Source organism: Microbacterium sp., from assembly GCF_047605725.1.
In the GTDB taxonomy this organism is placed as follows: Bacteria; Actinomycetota; Actinomycetes; order Actinomycetales; family Microbacteriaceae; genus Microbacterium.
Genome location: NZ_JASGFE010000007.1, coordinates 31,581 through 51,661, shown reverse-complemented (window position 1 = coordinate 51,661; position 20,081 = coordinate 31,581). Strand labels below are relative to the sequence as shown.

Here is a 20,081-nt window from a genome sequence, read left to right as displayed (position 1 = left end):
TCGGCCCGGAGAACTGGCACCCTCGCGGGGGAAGCTGGCACCCTCGCGGGAGAAAGGGGCACCCTCGCGGGACGGGGAGCGCGGGCGGGGGTCAGACGCCGCCGCCTCCGCCGCCTCCCCCACCGCCTCCGGCGCCGCCCCCGCCGGAGGAACCGCCGGAGGTGGACGACGAGGAGGTCGCCGCCGACGACAGCGAGCCGATGCCCGCGGAGAACGCCGAGGCGTCGAAGGTCCCCGATCCGTAGTACCAGGTCGGCCCGGCGACGCCCGTCTCGGAGTAGAGCACCGCGAGCTGCCGGGACCACTCCTTCTCCTGGCCGAACACGACGGCGTAGGGCAGGAGCGCCTCGTACAGCCGGAGCTTCTGCCTCGGATCGTTCGCGTCGATGCGTACGCGCTCAGCGCCGGCCGGCGACTGCAGCATGCGGATGCGGTCGGCCTCGGCCCACTCGATGAACTCGCGCAGCCCCTTGAGGTGGTCCCTCGCCTCGGCGCCCGCCGCGGTCAGCGGGCGGCGCGAGACGAAACCGACCACGAGCATCAGCATCCCGATGGCGCCGACGTCGACCAGCACCGGCACGAGCGCGTCCGTGCCGTAACCGATCGCGAACATGCCGAGGGCGATCACGGCCGCCGCGCCGAGGGCTGCGAGCACCAGCGGCACGACTCGCGTGCGCACCGGCACCCGGGCGCGCAGCCCGCGCTCGACGAGCGCCTGCGCGGCGGCCTTGAGGATCGTCTGCGCCGCGGTCGACAGCCGCGCGTCGCTCCGGCCGAACTCGTACGTCTCGCCGGGCCGACCGCTCGGGAAGAGCCCTCGCAGCAGCATCCGCCCGTCCGCGTCGGCGCGGGAAGGGTCGACCAGCTCCGCCGTGAGCTTCGCGCGGCGCCACCGGCGCTCGCCCTCCACGATGCGGAGGGAGCCGACGACGGCCTGCTCCAGCACCTCGGCGGGGATCGCCTGGGCGGTGCGGCCCAGCAGCACCGCGCTCTCCAGCGCGTCGAGCCCTGGCGGCGGGGCGTACTCCGCGATGATCGTGGGCCGGCCCGCGGCATCCCGCAGCCGGGTCAGCCGCGCGCGCAGCGCGAAGGCGCCGGCGCCCAGCAGCGCGACCCCGGACAGCCCCTGCGCCCAGCCGAACGGCGAGGCGAGATAGCCGGAGTCGAACAGCGCGAACGTGCCGTCGCGGAAGCCCACCGCCAACGACAGGGTCTCGGAGGGCCCGAGCGCACCGCTGCGGGCGGTCACCACGACCCCGCCGTCCTCGTCGGCGGTGCCGACCTCGCCGCACGGCGTCGAGGCGCCCTGAGCGCCCTGGTAGCAGGCCATGCGACCGGTGAGGGCGGCGGCGAGCTCGGCATCCAGATGCAGCCGCGCGGTCACCGACCCGAACGGCTGCTGCCAGTCGACGCCGTTCACGTCCCAGTAGAACTCCCACCCGGTGTCGGGGAAGTCCCACACGACGTTGTCGAGCGTGTAGGTGAACACGAACGTCTGCCGGCCGTGCAGGTAGTCGTCGGCGCGCGAGGTCATCGTGAACTCGCCGTCGTCGGACGCGCTCTCGGCGGGGCGTCGGGCGCCGTCGGCGTCGGTGACGGAGACCATCCGCGGATGCAGCGGCTGCCCGTTGTAGGTCGTCGGGATCGTCCTGCGCAACCCCCGGTTCTGGTCGTACTCGGGGAAGACCGCGACGAACTCCTCGACGACGCGGAGCCTGGTCGTGGAGTCCTCGGCGCGCGTGAGGGTGTAGTCGACGGTGAGGCTCTCGAAGGTGAAGTCCTGGAGGTTCCCGCCGTCCGACCCGCTCGATGCGGCGGCGGCCAGCGGCACGCCGCACACGAGAAGCACGGATGCCACGAACCCGAGCACGACCCGCAACCACCGCCGCATGCCCCTCAGCCTAGGAGCCGGACCGGCGCCGCGGCGAGGGTCGCCCTTGGCACACCGCCCGAGGCCGGCGCTACAGTGGTCGCCATGACCGACCGCCGCCTCGCCGTCGCGGCGTGGGAGAGCCTTTTCCGCGCGCAGCACGAGCTGTTCGAGGAGTTCTCCGGCGACTTCGACGAGGGCGTGCTCGGCGAGGCCGAGTACGACGTGCTGCTGACCGTGGTGCGCGGGGACGATCAGTCCGCTCGGCTCCGCGACATCACCTCGCACATGCTGATCAGCCAGCCGAGCGTGTCGCGCCTGGTCGATCGCATGGTCGCCAAGGGACTGGTCACGAAGTGCCCCGACCCCGACGACGGACGCGGCGCGCTCGTGCGGGCCACCGACGACGGCGCCGCGGCCTTCCGCCGGGTCGCCGCCGTGCACAGCCGGTCGATCTCCGAGCGCATGGCGGCGCTCTCCGACGACGAGCTTCGATCCCTGCTCGAGCTGACCTCGAAGCTGCGCTCCGACCCTCGCTGAGCCGCGGCACCGAGCGCGGGTGGGCCCGCACCACGGCCCATGACCTCGCACCACGGACCATGGCCCCGCACCACGCGCCATGACCCCGCACCATGGACCGTGGCCCCGCACCATGACCTCGCACCATGGACCGTGGCCCCGCACCATGACCTCGCGAGACCTCCCGTTTGCACCGTTTTCCGGCGGAAAGCGGTGCAAACGGGAGGTTTCGCGGGGACGAGGGCGCGGGGACGAGGACGCGCGGACGAGGGCGCGGGAACGAGGGCGCGGGAACAAGGGCGCGGGAACGAGGGCGCGGGAACGAGGGTGCGGGTGAGCCGCGGTCAAGGGGTGCGGCGGCGCAGGGTGAGCGACGCGAGCACGAGCGCGCCGAGGGCGAAGGCCGCCACGACGAGGATCGGCCGGTACAGCTCCCACCCGACGTCGCCTGTGGCGACCGCGTTCACGGCGTCGATCGCATGACTCAGCGGCAGCCAGTCGCTGATCGCGGCGAGCACCTCCGGCATCCGATCCCGGGACATGAACAGGCCGCCCAGGATGATCTGCGGGAACACGAGCACCGGCATGAACTGCACGGCCTGGAACTCGGTCTGCGCGAACGCGCTCGCCAGCAGCCCCAGGGCGGTGCCGAGGATCGCGTCGACCACCGCGACCAGACCCAGCTGCCAGAGCTCGCCGGCGACCTCCAGCCCGCACACGAGCACCGCGAAGCTCACCGTCACGACGGCCTGCAGGGCGGCCATGAGCCCGAAGGCGAGCGCATAGCCGACGATGAAGTCCGCCTTGCCGAGCGGCGTCGTCATGAGCCGTTCGAGCGTGCCCGACCGGCGCTCGCGGAGCGTCGTGATCGAGGTGATCAGGAACATCACGACGAACGGGAAGAGCGCGAGGATCGGCCCGCCGAACTGGTCGAACACGCCCTGCTGGTCGCTGAAGAGCCACGCGAAGAGCCCGACCAGGATGCTCGGGGCCACCAGCATGAGCGCGATCGACCGCGGGTCGTGGCTCAGCTGCCGGAGCACGCGGCCGGCTGTCGCGAGGGTACGGGTGCCGTTCACGACGCGGCCTCCCCTCTCGCCTCGCGGCGCGACCTCGGATGGGCGGGGTCGCCGTGCGCGGCGATGTCTCGCTCGACGAGAGCGAGGAAGGCGGCATCCGGATCGGACTGCCCGGTGTCGGCGAGCAGGCGCCCCGGGTCGGTGTCGGCGACGATGCGGCCCGCGCGCATGAGCACGAGGCGGTCGCAGCGGAGGGCCTCGTCCATGACGTGGCTCGACACCAGCAGCGTCGCCCCGGCGTCGGCGAGGCTGCGGAAGACGGTCCACAACTCGGCGCGCAGGAGCGGATCCAGGCCCACGGTCGGCTCGTCGAGGACGATCAGCTCGGGTGCACCGAGCATCGCCACGGCGAGCGAGGCGCGGTTGAGCTGGCCTCCGGACAGGTCGGACACGCGCTGGTCCGCCTGCGCGCGCAGTCCCACCTGGTCGAGCACGCGGTCGACGTCGGCGCGCGGGGCGGAGACGACGCGCGCGAAGTAGCCGAGGTTCTGGCGCACCGTGAGGTCGGCGTAGACCGACGCGGTCTGGGTGTCGTAGCCGACCCGGTGGCGCAGCCCCGGCGAGCCGGCCGGCTCGCCGAAGACGGTGACCTGTCCCCCGGCGACGGTCTGCACCCCGACGATCGATCGGATGAGGGTCGACTTGCCACAGCCGGAGGGCCCCAGCAGGCCCGTGATCTGCCCACGCGGGATCGTGAGATCGAGCGCGTCGAACACCGCGGTGCGGCCGCGCGTGACGCGCAGGCCGCGGATCACGACGGCGTCCGATTTATTCATCATGTGATGAATTATGCGCCGACGGATGCCGCCCGTCAATCACCCGAACAGATAGCGCTGCACGGTCGGCCCGACCCGCGCGACGAGGTCGTCGACCGACGCCTCGGCCAGCGCCGGGAGCCGCGCCACGTAGCGGGCGATGATGAGCCCGGCCATCTGGCTGGCCGCGAGGGTCGCGCGCAGCTCCGCGTCCGGCGCGTCCAGGCCCGCGGCGATGCGAGTGAGGAGCTCGCGCTGGAGGAACCCCGCCAGCAGCGGCGTCGTGAGCCGGTTGCCGAGCGCGGCGCGCAGCAGCACGACCGCGCGCTTGCGGATCGCGGCATCCTCGAACTGCTCCAGCACGAACCGCACGGCGCGCTCGCCGACCTCGTCACGCGGGCCGGCGAGGATGCCGGGGATCACCCGGTCGGGGCGGATCGGGATGTCCACCGTCTCGGCGAACAGATCGGCCTTGGTGCCGAAGTAGTGGTGCACGAGCGCCGAGTCGACCCCCGCGCGCGCCGCAATGTTGCGCATGGTGGCGCCGTCGTACCCGCGCTCGCCGAACTCCTCGGTCGCGGCGGCGAGGATGCGCGCGCGCATGTCGGTCCTCGTGACCGCACGCGGTCGCCCGCGGCGGCGGGGCGCGGCGTGCTCGGGCATGACGCCAGCCTACGAGGCCGCGGGAGGCTGGTCAGTTCATTCCCGCGGAGCCTCTTCTTCACCGGGGAGCAGGTTTCCGACGGCAGGCCCTCCGGGCAGCGCGTCCTTCAGGTCGCCGCTGCGCGTGACACCGGTGAGCGGCCAGTAGATCGTGCCGTCGGCGAGGCGCACCGCGAATCCCTGCACAGCGGGTGTGTACACGTCGGTTCCCGCAGGGACACCGACCGACGCGTCGATCGGCCCGAACCGGTCGTGCGCGTCGCTCAGCCTGCTGACGGTCGAGTAGACCACGACCGGCGTTCCCTGGGGAAGGGACTCGTTCCACAGCGCTGCGTCGACGCCGACGGGTGCGTACATCAACACATGGGCACTGCCGCCGTCGGGGCGCTCGCCTTTGATCGTCTCGGTCGCCTTGACCTCGATGAGGACGGAGCCGAAATCGGACAGCGCGTCACCCGCGGCGCCGTACGTCGGGCCGTCTGCGGCTCCGACGACCTCTCCCATGACGACCGAATCGGAGATCTCGGCGAGCTCCGCGTTCGAATACATGATGTTGTAGTCGAACGTGATGTCGCGCATCAGACGCTGGAGTCCCGCGACCGACGGCTCGAGTCCCGCGGCTGCGGCATGCGCGGGGGACGTGGTCGCCGACGCCGTCGCGGCGTCCGGTTCAACGGACCCGCACCCCGTGAGCGCCACGACGACGAACAGGGACAGTCCGCACAGCCACGCCCTGCCACTCTTGCGGATGTGTGCGGTCCTACCGATCGTGGCCATCGGGCCTTCTCCGCCTCTGGAGCAACCTGACGCGCCCACGCTACTCGGGCACGCATCGGAGGACAACCACCTACGAGGCCGCGGGATGCCACGGCACCGGGCCGAGGCATCCCGCGTCGTCGCTACTGGTCGATGGGCTGCGGCCCCTCGGCGCTCTCGTGCGCGCGGATCGTGGGCGCGTCGCCCGCGGCCACGACCTGCACCTTGCGGGGCTTCGCGCGCTCGCTGACCGGGATCGTGACGGTGAGCACGCCGTTGTCGTAGGTCGCGGCGATGCCCTCGGTGTCGATGCCCTGGCCGAGGTTGAGCTGACGCAGGAAGCTCGCGGCCTCACGCTCGCGCGTGATCCACTTCACTCCCTCGCCCTCGGGCAGCGTGCGCTCGGCGCGGATCGTGAGCAGCTGGCCGTCCACGTCGATGTCGACCGAGCCGGGGTCGATGCCGGGCAGGTCGGCCGAGAGCACGTAGTGGTCGCCGTCGCGGTAGAGGTCCATCGGCATGCGGCGCGGGCCGCGGCGCGGGTCGAAGAGGCTCGAGGCGAGGCGGTCCAGGTCACGGAACGGGTCGTAGTTGGCCATTGTTCTCTCCTTCTTCGGATGCTGGTTGTCAGGTGGTCTGCAAAGTTGAGCCTTGTCGACTCAACCAATCACAGATTAGCACTCTCGACCGGAGAGTGCCAACGCTTCGCGTACGGCGAACACCCCGAACCGCTGCGGTCGGTCAGCACTCCACGACGTTGACGGCGAGTCCGCCCTCGCTCGTCTCCTTGTACTTGGTCGACATGTCGATGCCGGTCTGCCGCATCGTCTCGACCACGGTGTCAAGCGGCACGTAGTGCGAGCCGTCACCGCGCAGCGCCAGCCGCGCGGCCGTCACCGCGGTGGAGGAGGCGATCGCGTTGCGTTCGATGCACGGGATCTGCACGAGACCTCCGACCGGGTCGCACGTGAGGCCGAGGTGGTGCTCCATCGCGATCTCGGCGGCGTTCTCGATCTGCCGGTTGGTGCCGCCCATCACCGCAGTCAGGCCGCCCGCAGCCATCGCGCACGCCGAGCCGACCTCGGCCTGGCATCCGCCCTCGGCGCCCGAGATCGACGCGTTCGCTTTGAAGAGCGACCCGAGCGCGGTCGCGGTGAGGAGGTATCGACGGATGCCGCGACGCCGATTCGCCTCGGCGAGCTCCGCCTCATCGAGCCCCGGCCGCGCGCCGGAGCCGAACCCGAGCAGCGCGCTCCCGACGAGCTCCCCATATGGCGTGACCGCGTTGCCGGCGCCGAGCCCGGAGTCGGCCAGGAACCGCCACCAGTACATCCCGACCGCCGGCACGATGCCGGCGGCGCCGTTCGTCGGCGCCGTGACCACCCGCCCACCGGAGGCGTTCTCCTCGTTGACGGCGAGGGCGAAGGCGCCCAGCCACTCCCCCGGCAGCTCGCGGCGCCCGTCCGCCTCGGCGGCCTCGAGCTGGGCACGGATCGTGCTCGCGCGCCGCTTCACCTTGAGCACGCCGGGCAGCACGCCGTCGGCAGTGAGTCCCGCCTCGACGCAGCCGGACATCGCGTCCCAGATGGCGTCGAGACCCGCCGCGACGTCGCCCTCGCTGCGCAGCGCCTCCTCATTGCGGCGCGCGGCGTCGGCGATCGTGATGCCGAGCTCGTCGCACAGGGCCAGCAGCTCACCGGCGCTGTCGAACTGCAGCGGGAAGGGCCGCTCGGCCACGCGCGGGGCCTCGCCGTCGCGGCGGATGAAGCCTCCGCCCACGGAGTAGTAGGTCTCCTGCGCGAGTGCGACGCCGCCGGCATCCCACGCCGTCAGCGTCATCGCGTTCGGGTGTCCGGGCAGCCGCGTGCGCGGCGCGAACTCGATGTCGTCGCGGCGGAAGGGCACCGGCGTGGATCCGGCCAGCGGTAGGGCCTGCCCCTCGGGCCAATCCGACCACGCGGCGCGGACGGCGGCCGGATCGACGGTCTCGGGCTCCAGGCCCATCAGGCCTGCGACGACGGCATCCGGAGTCCCGTGCCCGATGCCGGTCGCGCCGAGCGACCCGTACAGCACGCACGTGACGCGAGCGACGCCGTCGAGCAGCCCGCCGGACCGCAGCCGGGCAGCGAAGTCGAGGGCGGCCCGCATGGGTCCGACCGTATGGGAACTCGAGGGTCCCACGCCGATGGAGAACAGCTCGAACGCAGACACATACGCGCTCACCCTTCCAGCGTAAGCGCCCCCGCGGGCCTGCCGGGCCGTCAGGCGGTGAGGTGCGCCGCGAGCCGCAGCGCGAGCGCCGTCGTGGTGAGGCTGGGATTCGCCGCGGGGGATGCCGGGAACACCGAGTTGTCGCACGCGTACAGGTTCTCGTAGGCCAGGAAGCGCAGGTCCTGATCGACCACGCCGGAGCCGTCCCCGGCCATCCGGAGCGTGCCGACCTCGTGCGCGACGCCGCCGAGCCCCGCGGTCTGCAGGCCGGGAAAGCCCTGCTCGCCGAGCACCGGCTGCGCGCCCCAGGCGGCGAAGAAGTCCGCGGCAAGTGCGTCGGTCTCGGCGAGCACAGCCGGCGGCGGGGGCACCGGCGTCACGGTGACCTGCGCCTTGACCGCCGGGTCGCCGTTCGCGACGACCTTTCCGGCCGGGTTCAGGTCGGCGTAGTGCAGGAAGACGAGCTCCCCCAGCATCCAGTCCCCGCGCGCCGCGCGCTCGCGGCGCAGATGCTCGGGATCGATGTAGCGCCCCTGGTTGAAGTTCGCCCCGAGCTCGACGACGGCGAGGAATGCGTGGTCCTGAGCCGTGGCCTGCGGATGCCGGAGCGCCACCTTCGCGGACTGCGTCGTGCTCGCGAACGGCGAACCGGGCGGCAGCGTGAAGTGGCGATAGCGGATCGTGTGGTCGGTGATGCCGGTGCCGATCAGCCCACTGGGATCGGCGAGCCCGCTCTGCAGCGCGATCTTGGCCGACTCGATCGTCCCGGCACTCAGGACGACCGTCTTGGCGCGGAACTCGCGCTGGCGGCGGCCGAGCATGTCCCAGCCAACGACTCCGGTCACCCGCCCCGGGTCGGCTGGATCGGTGAGCACGCGCCACACCGCCGTGTTGAGGTTGACCGTCGGCTTCACGTAGGTGTCGTCGTCGACGAGCCGGCCCTGCATGAGGAGGTCGGCGGTGGAGAAGACCCCGGCGCCGAGCGACAGCTCGGTGGTCCCCTCGTACTGCACGGCGACGCGCGCGTCCGTGGCGGTGAACCCGGGGAAGGCGGCCTGCAGCGCCTGGCGACTCGAGCCCTGGTACGGGTCGGGGTCGGGCGGCACCGAGCCCATGAACGCCTCCGCGGCCGCGAACCCCTCCTGCAGCAAGTGGTCACGCACGGCGGCGGGCCAGGCGGCGAGCTCCCAGGGCGCCTGGCGCGGGATGAGCCCGCCCCAGAACAGCGATCGCCCGCCCAGGTTGAACGCCTGCGCACCGGCGAACTGCGAGCCGGGACCGGGCACGTAGTTGATGACCTTGAAGTCGTCCCACAGCGACCAGATGTGCTTGTCGAACCTGCCGGTCTTCAGGCGCCGGGGCAGGTTGCCGATGTGGGTCGGGAACAGGTACGAGCCGACCTCGAGCACGAGCACCTCGGCGCCGAGCGCCGCCAGCCGCGACGCGAGCACGCCGCCGCCCATGCCGGAGCCGACGACGATGACGTCCCACTCCTTGTCGGGGCTGAGGTTGCGCGTGAAGAAGCGCTGCGCGACCGCAGGGTTCTCGACGATCGCCTCGTCCGCGAGCTGGAAGGGGCTCGTGGCGGGATCGGCGGGGTCATAACCCGCGTCTCCGTCGACATCGAGTCCAGCCGCGAACTGCCCCGGATCGAGGTGCCGGTTGCCGGCCTTGTGCCACCGGCCCGGCGTCAGCACGAACGTGAAGTCGATGCCGCCGGGGAAGGCGGCCTCGTCGAGGTAGAAGGTCCACGCGCCGTCCACGTAGACCCCGCCGCGATCGAGGTCCCAGTTCGGGCCCCAGCGCATCGTGACGGTCTGGCCGGGCGCGAAGTAGTCGGTGACGTAGCGGATCGTGAACATGGGGCCTCCTCCGTTCCAAGAGCGGGCGCCGTTGCCCCTGATACAGCGGATCCTCGCCCCGATCGATACGCTCCGCACCCAACGCTGCCGGCGCGTTCGCCGAGTCATTGCTCTCCCACCGAGTCACTGCGCTGCAGGGCAGTGAGTCGCAGCCAAGGCAGTGACTCGGCAAACTCGGCAGTGACTCGGCGCGGGGCTGGGGGCCGGTGCGAGGCGGTGATCCGGCGCGAGGCTGGGGGCCGGCGCGGGGCTGGGGGCCGGCGCGAGGCTGCGGCTCGACGGATGCGCGTCCGGCGGCGCGACCTCCTAGTCTGGGTCGGGTGGAAAGGGGTCCCGCATGAGCGCACTGACGACCGTCGAGGCCGACCGCGCCGCCGCGCGGGAGGCGGCCGGAGACGTCGACGAGGCCTTCCTCGCCCGCTTCGACACCCAGTTCCCGCGTCTGCACAGCCTGTTCACGCGGCTGTACGGCGACCGCGCGGACGGCAGCGAGGCGCTGGCGGCGGTCGTGGCATCCGCCGCCTCGTCGTGGATTGCGCGGCCCGCCGACCTGAAGGCCCACGACGCACGGCGCGAGGCGGACCCGGCATGGTTCCAGTCCGAGCGGATGCTGGGCGGCGTCTGCTACGTCGACCGCTACGCGGGCGACCTCGAAGGCATCCGCGCGCAGATCCCGTATTTCCGCGAGCTGGGGCTCACCTACCTGCACCTCATGCCCCTGTTCGACGCTCCGGAGGGCGACAACGACGGCGGTTACGCGGTGTCGAGCTACCGGCGCGTGAACCCCGCGCTCGGGACGATGGAGCAGCTCGCGGAGCTGGCATCACAGCTTCGCGAGGCGGGCATCTCGCTCGTGCTCGACTTCATCTTCAACCACACCAGCAACGAGCACGAGTGGGCCCGGAAGGCCGTCGCGGGCGAGCCCGGCTACGAGGACTTCTACCTGATCTTCCCCGACCGCACCCTGCCCGATCGGTACGAGCAGACCACGCGTGAGATCTTCCCCGACGACCACCCTGGCTCGTTCGTGCCGCTGCCCGACGGCCGGTGGATCTGGGCCACGTTCTACCGGTTCCAGTGGGACCTCAACTACGCCAACCCCGCGGTGTTCCGCGCGATGGCCGAGGAGATGCTGTTCCTCGCGAACCAGGGCGTGGAGGTGCTCCGCATGGATGCCGTCGCCTTCATCTGGAAGCGCCTGGGCACCCCCTGCGAGTCCCTCCCCGAGGCGCACCTGCTGCTGCAGGCGTTCAACGCGGTGCTGGCGATGGCCGCCCCCGGCATGGTGTTCAAGTCCGAGGCGATCGTGCACCCCGACGAGGTGGTCACCTACATCTCGCCGGATGAGTGCCAGCTCTCCTACAACCCGCTGCAGATGGCGCTCACGTGGGAGGCGCTCGCCACGCGCGACCCGCGCCTGCTGCAGCAGGCCCTGGAACGCCGGCACGCCCTGCCCGCAGGGACGGCGTGGGTGACCTACGTGCGCGGCCACGACGACATCGGCTGGACCTTCGCCGACGAGGATGCCGCCGAGCTCGGCATCCACGGTTTCTCGCACCGCCGTTTCCTCAACGACTTCTACGTCGGCCGGTTCGAGGGCACGTTCGCCCGTGGGGTGCCCTTCCAGGAGAACCCGAAGACCGGCGATGCCCGCGTGACCGGCACCACGGCATCCCTCGCCGGCGTCGAGGCGGGCGACCCGCACGGCGAGGACCGCGTGGTGCTCGCGCACGCGATCCAGCTGTCCACCGGCGGCATCCCGCTCGTCTATCTCGGCGACGAGGTCGCCCAGCTCAACGACTACACGTTCGCCGACGACCCCGACCATCGCGGCGACAGCCGCTGGGTGCATCGCGGTCGGCGTCCGGACGCGCGCTACACCGAGAGGACGGATGCCACGACCACCGCCGGCCGCGTCTTCGGCCGCCTCACGCGCCTGATCGCGGTGCGCAAGGCCACGCCCGAGCTCGGCGGCAACGAGCTGATCGGCTTTCACGCGTCGGCGCCGGGGGTGCTGGGCTACCAGCGCCCGGGAGACGGGTCGGTCGTCCTGGTGCTCGCCAACGTGGGCGACCACGCGGCGCACGTGTACCCGCGCACCCTCAGCGGCTTCGCGTCGTCGGCGACCGACCTGGTCGCCGACACCGAGGTCGACCTCTCCGAGGGGCTGACGCTGCCCGCGTGCGGCTTCGTGTGGCTGCGGGTCACGCCGCGCTGACCCGATCTCCGCCGGTCAGCCGGGCCCGCTGCATCCGCCGGTCTGGCCGGCCGGTCTGGCCCGCCGGCATCCCTCGCGCTTCACTTGGCGCACTTCGTCGCCGCGGCCGGATTCCGCGACCATACGCGCCAAGTTCACGCGCACCCCGCGCCCTTCACTTGGCGCACATCGTCGCCGCACGCGGGTCACGCGACCATACGCGCCAACCGAAGGGACGCAGCTCCCCCGGCATCCCAAACCTGGCGCATCCCGTCGCCGCACGCGGGTCACGCGACCATACGCGCCAGGTTTGCCCTCGGGGAGTTCGGGCACGGACCGGCCTGGCGTGGCTGCGTCGGCGCAACGCGAAACCCCGGCCGACCTCATGGTCGACCGGGGTCTTGTGCTGCGCGCCCGAAGAGACTCGAACTCCCAACCTTCTGATCCGTAGTCAGATGCTCTATCCATTGAGCTACGGGCGCACGGTCAGCGCTCGCGCGAAGACCGACGATCAGGATACCTCACGACGATGCATCCGCCGAATCGGTGCCGACCATCTCCCGCAGGGCATACTCCTTGGCCAGCTTGCGCAGATCGACCCTGCGCAGCGCCTTGATGCGCTCGGCGCGCTGCGCCGCGTAGTCGGCGTCGCGGTCGGGGCGAGCCGCGGTGATGTCGAGGGAACGCTCGATGTTGCTCGCGACCTCCGCCCACGCGGCCTCGCGCGCCTCGAGCACGAGCATGACGAGGGCGAGCTCGTCGTCGGCGCGCTCCCGCAGCTCCTGCGCGACACGGCGGGACTGGTTGCGCCGGCGCTTGAGGTTGCGCACATCGCGCTTGCGGTAGTCGTGCGTACCGTCGGACTGCGAGTGACGGTGCTGGGCGATCTTGCGCTCGTAGTCGGTGCGCTTGGCATCCTGGTCCGCCTCGTCGGCGAGGGCGAGCAGCGCCTCGCGGGCGACGACGACGAAGTGGTCGACATCGAAGTCCTTGCCCTCCGCGAGGACGTACATGAGGATGCTGTTCTTCAGCTTGAGCCTCGTGACGGCAGCCGCGAGATAGACGCCCTCGGCGACGATGTCGGCGTTCTTCGGCCGCGTACGCTCTTCGGACACCGGACCCCCTCACCTCGATCCTACGGTGCTCCGGTGCCCGCGCCGACCGGCCCCGGGTTCGCCCGCGGCGCGTTCGCCCTCAGTCCCCCGGCGTCGCGCTTCGCGCCGCCGGGCGCCCGCGCTTGGGACGGTCGGCGGAGAGCTCGAGCACGGCCGCGGTCCCGCTCGACGCGAGGCGCGCCGCCACGCCGTCCAGCCATCGCAGCTCGGCCTCGGCCGCGAATACCGCGGCCTCGTGCAGAAGCTCCCGCACCACCTGTTCCGGGCCCGCGTCGTGCGTCGAATCGTCCGCCCGCAGCGCGGCCAGCCGGCCGGCCGAGGCCGCGCGCTGGGTTCGGACGACCGCGGCGACGTCGACGCCCGGGAGCGTCGCTGCCATCGTGAGCTTGATCGCCAGGTCGTCGCGCGAACCGTCCGGGCGTGCGACCGGCGCGCTCAGCCAGTCCGCGACCTCGTGCGATCCGGCATCCGTGATGCGCCAGTAGACGTGGCCCTGCGCATCGGCTTCGCCCCGGGCCACGAGGCCGTCGCGTTCGAGCCGATCGAGCGTGTTGTAGATCTGTCCGACGTTCAGCGGCCACGTGCCGCCGGTGCGACGGGCGAACTCGGCGCGCAGCTGGTAGCCGTAGCACGGCCCCTGATCGAGGATCGCCAACAGGCTCTGGCGTACCGACACGGCTCTCCCTCCTGACCGTCGAGCGGTTCTCGACGATGTGGTTGTCGAGTATATGCATACGCGGCATCCCGAACCTCTTCGCGGAGCTCCGGCTGAACCTCATCCCGAGTCACTGCTCCCAGAATCGAGTCACTGCCCCCGCGCCAGCGGTACCCAGCGCGCGAGTCACTGCTCCCAGAATCGAGTCACTGCCCCCGCACCAGCGGTAGCCAGCGCGCGAGTCACTGCTCCCAGAATCGAGTCACTGCCCCCGCACCGAGTCACTGCCCTGGAGCGCAGTGACTCGCGCGGAAGGCAGTGACTCGGCGCGGAAGGCCGGGGATGCGGAGGGACGGGGATGCCGGGGAGACAGACACACGCGGGCGCCACGACACCGCGCGCGACCGCACGCGGGCGCGACAGCACCCGGGCGAGACCGCACCCGGGCACCACGACTCCTGGGCGCAACAGCACGCGGGCGCGACAGCGCGCACCGGGCGGGACGAGCGTCAGGCGGCGAGAGCCTGCGCGAGGTCGGCGACGATGTCGTCCACGTCCTCCAGCCCGATCGACAGCCGCACGGTGGTGGGCGAGATGCCGCCGTCGGCGAGCTGGGCAGGGGTCAGATGGCTGTGCGTCATCGAGGCGGGGTGGGCGACGAGGCTGCGCGCGTCGCCGATGTTCGCGACCAGGCGCACGAGCCGGAGCGCGTCGACGAAACGGGCCACGCGCGCGAAGTCCGACTCGGGGTCGCCGGTGCCGTGCAGGTCGAACGCGAACACGGCGGGCACGCCGCGCGGCAGGTATCGCTCGGCCAGGGCCGACCAGCGCCCGCCGGCAAGCCCCGGATGGTGCACGACGGCCACCTCCGGCCGGCCGGCGAGAAACTGCGCGACGCGCAGCGCCGAAGCGCTGTGCCGCGCCACGCGCAGATCGAGCGTCTCGATGCCCTGCAGGAGCTGGAAGGCGTTGAAGGCCGACAGGGTGGGGCCGAGGTCGTGCACGTACTTCGTGCGGATCAGCGTCGTGAGCGCCGTGCCCTCCGCTCCGAACCGCTCCCACAGCACCAGATCCCCCACGCGCGCGTACGGGCGCGTCAGCTGCGGCCAGCGGTCGGGCTCGGCGCCGAAGTCGAACGAGCCGATGTCGACCACGACCCCGCCCAGCGACGTGCCGTGCCCGCCGAGGTACTTGGTCGCCGAGTGCACGACGATGTCCGCGCCGTGCGCGCCCGGACGCTGCAGGTAGGGCGTGGCGATGGTGTTGTCGATCACGAGCGGCACGCCCGCCTCGTGCGCGAGGTCGGCGACCATGCGCACGTCCAGCACCTGCGCGGTGGGGTTGGTCACCGACTCGGCGAAGAACACGCGCGTGGCGGGGCGGACGGCATCCCGCCAGGCGCGGGGATCGTCCTGGTCGACGAAGGTGACGTCGATGCCGCAGTCGGCGAACGTGTCGGCGAACAGGTCGATGGTGCCGCCGTACAGCGGCGCGGCGGCGACGATGTGCCCGCCGGAGGCGACCAGGGGCAGGAGAGCGACGGCGACGGCGGCCTGGCCGGATGCCACGGCCACCGCAGAGCGTCCGCCCTCCAGCGCCGCGACCCGCTCCTCCAGGACGGTCTGTGTGGGGTTGCCGGCACGGCTGTACACGTGACAGGAGCTGCGCAGCGCGAACGCGTCGGCGGCCTCGGCGAGCGAGGAGAACCGGTACGCGGTGGTCTGGTGGATCGGGGGGACCGCCGCCGGACCGGGCTGGTCGTGCCCGTACCCTCCGTGCACCTGCCGGGAGGCGAATCCATGGGGTGCGGCGGTCGGGTCGGGCGCAGTCATGCCCCCCATCTCAGCGGAGCGAAGGCCCGGCCCGCCCGGGTGTGTCGAAGTGTTGCGAACCCGCGACCCACCCGGGCGATCGGGTCAGCGGATCGCCGCACCCGGGACGGCGATGACCGGCACCGGCGCGTAGCGGATGATCTTGGTCGCGCTCGAGCCGAGGAAGACCTGCGCCAGCCGGTGCGTCGAGGACGATCCGACGATCATGATGTCGCCGTCGTTCCACTCCAGCGACCCGATGGCCTGCTCCCAGTCGTCGCCCTCGGCGAGCTCGGCCTCCACCTCGGCCTCGAAGCCGGTCGAGTGCAGGTGCTCCCGCGCCTCGCGCTGAGCGGATGCCGCCTGGATCTTCCAGCGCTCGATCACCTGCGTCTCGGCGTGGCTGACCGTGTTGGTCGCCATGCGCCGCGGCGCGACCAGGAACGTCACGATCCGAAGCCGCGCGTTCACGCTCCGGCAGATATCGGCGACGGCGGTCAGCAGCGTCCAGCTCACGTCGTCGTCGCGGAAGCCCACGGTCACCCGGGTCACCGGGCTCTCGCTCCGGTAGCCGCGCGGGGCGAGCGCCACCGGGACGGTGGACGAGTGCACGAGCCGGTCGGTCTTCGAGGTGAGCCGGATGCGGCCGTCGACGACGTCATCGCCCGAGCCGACCACGATGGTCGAGGCATCCAGCTGCGTCGCCTGCTCCAGCAGGGCCTGCGGCACCGAGCGTGCGCTCACCCAGCCGGCGGTCGCCTCGATCCCGACCTGCTCGGCCAGATGCTCCTGAGCGAGCTCCGCGCTGCGTTCGCCCTCCTCGCGCGCCCACGCCTGGAACTCGCGGTCGGTGCCGCCGGCCGCCACCGGGACGGCCCAGCCGCTGGGCACGACCGTGACCACGCGCACGGGCTCGGGTCGCGAGCGGGCGAACTGGCAGGCCAGCTCGATCGCGCTGCGGTCATCCTTGTGCGGACTGTATCCGACGACGTAGGTCACTTCTCAAGCTCCGGGTGGATCGGCTCGGCGATCTCCTCGTCCGAGGTGTAGGTGTTCAGCGTAGCCTTTCGGCGCCCGTAGCCCAGGTAGAACAGGAACACGATCACCAGCCACGACACGCAGATCAGCCACGTGATGGGACGCAGGCTCGTGAGCACGTAGACGCACACCACGACGGTGAGGATCGGCACGACGGGGTACAGCGGCACCTTGTAGGGCCGCTCCAGGTGCGGGTGGCTGCGACGCAGCCGCATGAGCGAGATCGCGACCACGCTGAAGGCCACGAGCGTGCCGAACGAGACGCTGTCCCACAGGTAGTCCGACGGGACGAGGCCCGCGACGATCGCGACGAGGATCGAGACGACCGTGATGTTGAACCTCGGGGCGCCGGTGCGGGCGTCGACGTGCTCGAACTTCTTCGACACCATGCCGTCGCGCGAGATGGAGAACAGGATGCGGGTCTGCCCGTAGAGCGTCACGAGCGTCACCGAGAACACCGAGATGACGGCGCCCGCGGCCAGGATCGTCGCCCAGATCGGGGTGCCGGTGACGTTCTCCAGGATCTTCGCGAGACCGGCCTCGCCGGCCTCCTCGGTGCCGAACCATTCGGCCGGCTCAGCGGCGAGGCCGGCGATGCAGACCAGGATGTAGATCGAGGTCACGATGATGAGCGCCCCGATGATGGCACGCGGGATCGCCTTCTGCGGGTTCTTCACCTCCTCGCCTGCGGTGGCCACGGCATCCAGTCCGATGAAGGAGAAGAAGATCGTGCCGGCGGCCGCGCTGATGCCGGAGGCCTGGGCGAAGAAGTCGGAGAAGTGGTCGGCGTTGAACGCGGTGATGCCGATGACGGTGAACAGCACCAGCACGCCGAGCTTGATGACCACCATGATCGCGTTGATCGTGGCCGACTCCGACGCGCCGCGGATCAGCAGCAGCGCGCACAGGGCGATGAGCACGACGGCCGGCAGATTGATGCCGCCGCCGGTGGCCACCCCGTCGTCGCCGGGGATGAACGACACCGACAGCTCGACGGGCAACTGCCACCCGAACAGCTGGTGCAGCAGCTCGTTGAAGTAGCCGCTCCAGCCGACCGCGACCGCCGAGACGGCCACGCCGTACTCCAGCAGCACGCAGCCGCCGACGATGACCGCGACACCCTCGCCGAGAGCGTGATAGCTGAACGAGTACGTGGAACCGCTCACCGGGATCGACGAGGACAGCTCGGCGTAGCAGAGCGCGGACAGGCCCGCCGCGGCCGCGGCGAGCAGGAACGAGATGATGACGGCGGGGCCTGCGACCGGCACCGCCTCGCTCAGCACGAAGAAGACGCCGGTGCCGACTGTCGCGCCGACGCCGAACATCATCAGCTGGAACGTGCCGAGATTTCGCGCCAGCTCCTCGCCTTCGTGATGCTTGCGCTGGAAGATGATGGGCTTGCGCCGCAACAGCTGCGCTCCGAGTCCCATGCCCTGCTGAGCCATGTGCCGCTCCCTCTGTGGACGATCGTCTGAGTATCCCGTCGGTCAACAAAAGGTGTCAAGGAACCACCCGCAATGTCACCGGTCCGTAACACGGATTCGCGACGCTCTCACGGACCTGCGCACGGGCCTGGGGGACGTTGTGAGGGCGTGAAGGCGACCGGCTCGGACGTCGGCGCGTGCGCATAGCATCGGGTCATGGAAGATCGCCCCACTGAGACCGACCTGGCCCGCCGCCTGCCCGCCCTGATCGCCGCCGTCGCCGAGATCGAGCGCCCCGGCGAACACGCACTGCGCGCGACGGTGATCGCCTCGGGACTGCCGATACAGCCGGATCCCGACCAGGGGCGTGCGAGCCGCTCCGGCAGACAGCGATTCGACTTCCCCTTCATCGTCGAGCGGGAGTCGACGGCCTTCGAGCGTACGCTGCGCGCGGCGGTGTCCCGCACCGTGGGCCGCGCGTCGGGGAGCGACAAGCACTGGGATGCCGGTTCCTACGCGGTCGTCCTCACCGTGTTCACGGATGCCGTCGAGGTGACCTTCACCCCGCAGCTGTCCGTCACCCGGCTCGTCGCCGCGGCCGCCGACTGGCTCGGCGGCATGGACGCGAGGGCATGGCTGGTCGCCTACGACATCCGCGCGGCGGACGACGCCGCCCCCTCGGTGCTGCACCTGCCGGCACCGAAGGTCGACTTCCTGCGAGCGAAGCTGCACTCCAGAGACGCCGAGCCTCTGCACGTGCAGCTGTACATGGGGCCGGGACCTCGCGTGCCCGGGTCGACGGCGAAGGACGACGACAGTCGCTACGACGAGATCCTGGCCCTGCTGACCGCACGCCTCGGCGAGACGCCGACACCGGGCTGGTGGCGCTCGGGCCTGCGCACGTTCAAGATCGCACGCATGCGCACCTACACCCGCACCGTCACGTTCAGCGAGACGGCCCCGGGCAAGGTCAGATCGGCGCTCGGACGAGTCGTCGACGCCCCCAGGACACCCGAACCGGTTCCCGCCGAGGCCGTCGCGCTCCTGAAGCGTTTCGCCGCGTTCCGCGCGCAGCCGATCGACGACGTCATCGCCGCGCTGCAGGCCGAGGGCGTGCTGAGCACCCAGGAGCCCGAACAGCTCCGCGGGCTGGTGCGCGTGTGCGATCCCGCGGGACGCGCGATCGCACTCGGGACCGTCGACGGCAGGTTCGCGCGGGCATCGGTCGAGGCGGCCACGGCCCCCATCGGCTACTCGGGCGAGGACAAGAACGAGCCGCTGATCAGGGCCGCGCTCCAGGAAGCCTTCGGCCCGCAGCTCGGTGAGAGCACCACGAGGCGCTGGGAGCACGGACCCATGATCGTGCAGTACGACGGGCGCGGCACCGATCACGACTTCCCGCGCACGCGACTGGCGATCGGCGAGGACCGGACGGCGGTCTACGACGTCGGCCGGTGGCTCACCGACGGGGTCGCGCTTCCCGACATCCCGCTGCGCGATGCATGGCACGCCCGGTGCTTCGGCGCGGCGATCTCGGGCGGATCTGTGCCGGCGATGGCGGCCGGCATGCCGGTGTGGCGCGTGGACGAGCGCCTGCTGTGGCTCGACGCCGACCGCGTCCGCAGCGCCGGGCCAGGCCAGTGGCCGGAGTGGGCGCCGAGCCTCGGCGGCGGCGGCACGCTGGAGACCCCGACGTCGGAGTCACTGGCCCGGTTCGTGGAGGTCGTCTCCGGGTGGCGCTGGCCGTCGGTCGGCGAGGTCTGGGCCGAGCTCGTCGACCTCGGGTGGGCGACGAACGACCCCGACACCGTCACGCAGTCGTCGCCGGCGCAGGTCAGGATCAGCCTCCGGCGCCCGGCGGGACGCTACCTGGCGCTACAGCTCGTGGACGGGCAGGTCGAGGCCTGGTTCGTCGAGCTCGCGGTGAAGGACCAGAACGAGCAGCTGATTCCCATCTACGAATCGATGCAACAGCTGCTCGAGCCGTACCTGGACGAGCACGCTCCGGGTGCCGCGCACTACACCGTAGGGCAGACGGCTATCACGCTCGACCGCGTCCGGTGGGGGCGCGGCGGCGGCACGGTATCTCTGGCGGCGAACAAGCACCTGTCGGTGCGGCCCTGAGC

General features: G+C 71.5%; 16 protein-coding genes and 1 tRNA gene. 3 read left to right on the top strand and 14 right to left on the bottom strand.

The annotated features are described in order from the left end of the window. Positions 1-91: 91 nt before the first annotated feature. The gene (locus QM641_RS02825) at positions 92-1,891 is read right to left on the bottom strand and encodes a DUF2207 family protein (RefSeq protein ID WP_415113214.1); all 1,800 of its coding nucleotides are present in this window, start codon (positions 1,889-1,891) and stop codon (positions 92-94) included. 84 nt (positions 1,892-1,975) lie between these two features. On the opposite strand from QM641_RS02825, the gene QM641_RS02820 reads away from it, so the two are divergent. Further along, positions 1,976-2,410, top strand: coding sequence for a MarR family winged helix-turn-helix transcriptional regulator (locus tag QM641_RS02820; protein WP_415113212.1), 435 nt, complete (start codon positions 1,976-1,978; stop codon positions 2,408-2,410). A 323-nt stretch (positions 2,411-2,733) separates the two neighbouring features. On the opposite strand, the gene QM641_RS02815 is transcribed toward QM641_RS02820, so the two are convergent. From QM641_RS02815 to QM641_RS02785, 7 genes are all read right to left on the bottom strand, one after another. Further along, positions 2,734-3,468, bottom strand: coding sequence for an ABC transporter permease (locus tag QM641_RS02815; protein WP_415113210.1), 735 nt, complete (start codon positions 3,466-3,468; stop codon positions 2,734-2,736). After that, entirely contained in the window at positions 3,465-4,247 is a 783-nt protein-coding gene (locus tag QM641_RS02810) for an ABC transporter ATP-binding protein (protein ID WP_415113208.1), read from the bottom strand. Before QM641_RS02810 ends, QM641_RS02815 begins: the two co-directional genes overlap by 4 nt. A 36-nt stretch (positions 4,248-4,283) precedes the next feature. Continuing rightward, positions 4,284-4,886, bottom strand: a complete 603-nt coding sequence (locus QM641_RS02805) for a TetR family transcriptional regulator (RefSeq protein WP_415113206.1) — start codon at positions 4,884-4,886, stop codon at positions 4,284-4,286. Positions 4,887-4,922: 36 nt separating this feature from the next. Beyond that, complete coding sequence (locus QM641_RS02800) at positions 4,923-5,663, bottom strand: hypothetical protein (protein WP_415113204.1); 741 nt, start codon at positions 5,661-5,663, stop codon at positions 4,923-4,925. 122 nt (positions 5,664-5,785) lie between these two features. After that, positions 5,786-6,241, bottom strand: coding sequence for an Hsp20/alpha crystallin family protein (locus QM641_RS02795; protein ID WP_415113202.1), 456 nt, complete (start codon positions 6,239-6,241; stop codon positions 5,786-5,788). A 142-nt stretch (positions 6,242-6,383) separates the two neighbouring features. Further along, positions 6,384-7,865, bottom strand: coding sequence for an L-serine ammonia-lyase, iron-sulfur-dependent, subunit alpha (locus QM641_RS02790; RefSeq protein ID WP_415113200.1), 1,482 nt, complete (start codon positions 7,863-7,865; stop codon positions 6,384-6,386). Between the two features lie 38 nt (positions 7,866-7,903). After that, on the bottom strand, positions 7,904-9,715 hold the full coding sequence (locus tag QM641_RS02785) for a GMC oxidoreductase (RefSeq protein WP_415113198.1): 1,812 nt from the start codon (positions 9,713-9,715) through the stop codon (positions 7,904-7,906). A 337-nt stretch (positions 9,716-10,052) separates the two neighbouring features. On the opposite strand from QM641_RS02785, the gene QM641_RS02780 reads away from it, so the two are divergent. Then, positions 10,053-11,933 carry an alpha-amylase family protein gene (locus tag QM641_RS02780; RefSeq protein ID WP_415113196.1) on the top strand — a complete coding sequence of 627 codons (1,881 nt, stop codon included), beginning with the start codon at positions 10,053-10,055 and terminating at the stop codon, positions 11,931-11,933. A 388-nt stretch (positions 11,934-12,321) separates the two neighbouring features. Here QM641_RS02780 and QM641_RS02775 read toward each other — a convergent pair. The 6 genes from QM641_RS02775 to QM641_RS02750 form a co-directional block, all read right to left on the bottom strand. After that, positions 12,322-12,394, bottom strand: a tRNA-Arg gene (locus tag QM641_RS02775). 39 nt (positions 12,395-12,433) lie between these two features. Further along, on the bottom strand, positions 12,434-13,027 hold the full coding sequence (locus tag QM641_RS02770; protein ID WP_415113194.1) for an asparagine synthase: 594 nt from the start codon (positions 13,025-13,027) through the stop codon (positions 12,434-12,436). A 79-nt stretch (positions 13,028-13,106) separates the two neighbouring features. After that, positions 13,107-13,703 (bottom strand): helix-turn-helix transcriptional regulator, encoded by a 597-nt coding sequence (locus QM641_RS02765; RefSeq protein WP_415113192.1) that lies wholly within the window; start codon positions 13,701-13,703, stop codon positions 13,107-13,109. A 488-nt stretch (positions 13,704-14,191) separates the two neighbouring features. Further along, complete coding sequence (locus QM641_RS02760; protein WP_415113189.1) at positions 14,192-15,514, bottom strand: O-acetylhomoserine aminocarboxypropyltransferase/cysteine synthase family protein; 1,323 nt, start codon at positions 15,512-15,514, stop codon at positions 14,192-14,194. An 84-nt stretch (positions 15,515-15,598) separates the two neighbouring features. Then, entirely contained in the window at positions 15,599-16,492 is an 894-nt protein-coding gene (locus QM641_RS02755) for a universal stress protein (protein WP_415113187.1), read from the bottom strand. Beyond that, positions 16,489-17,976, bottom strand: coding sequence for an APC family permease (locus QM641_RS02750; RefSeq protein WP_415113185.1), 1,488 nt, complete (start codon positions 17,974-17,976; stop codon positions 16,489-16,491). Before QM641_RS02750 ends, QM641_RS02755 begins: the two co-directional genes overlap by 4 nt. A 195-nt stretch (positions 17,977-18,171) precedes the next feature. On the opposite strand from QM641_RS02750, the gene QM641_RS02745 reads away from it, so the two are divergent. Beyond that, on the top strand, positions 18,172-20,079 hold the full coding sequence (locus tag QM641_RS02745) for a hypothetical protein (protein ID WP_415113184.1): 1,908 nt from the start codon (positions 18,172-18,174) through the stop codon (positions 20,077-20,079). The last annotated feature ends 2 nt before the right edge of the window (positions 20,080-20,081 follow it).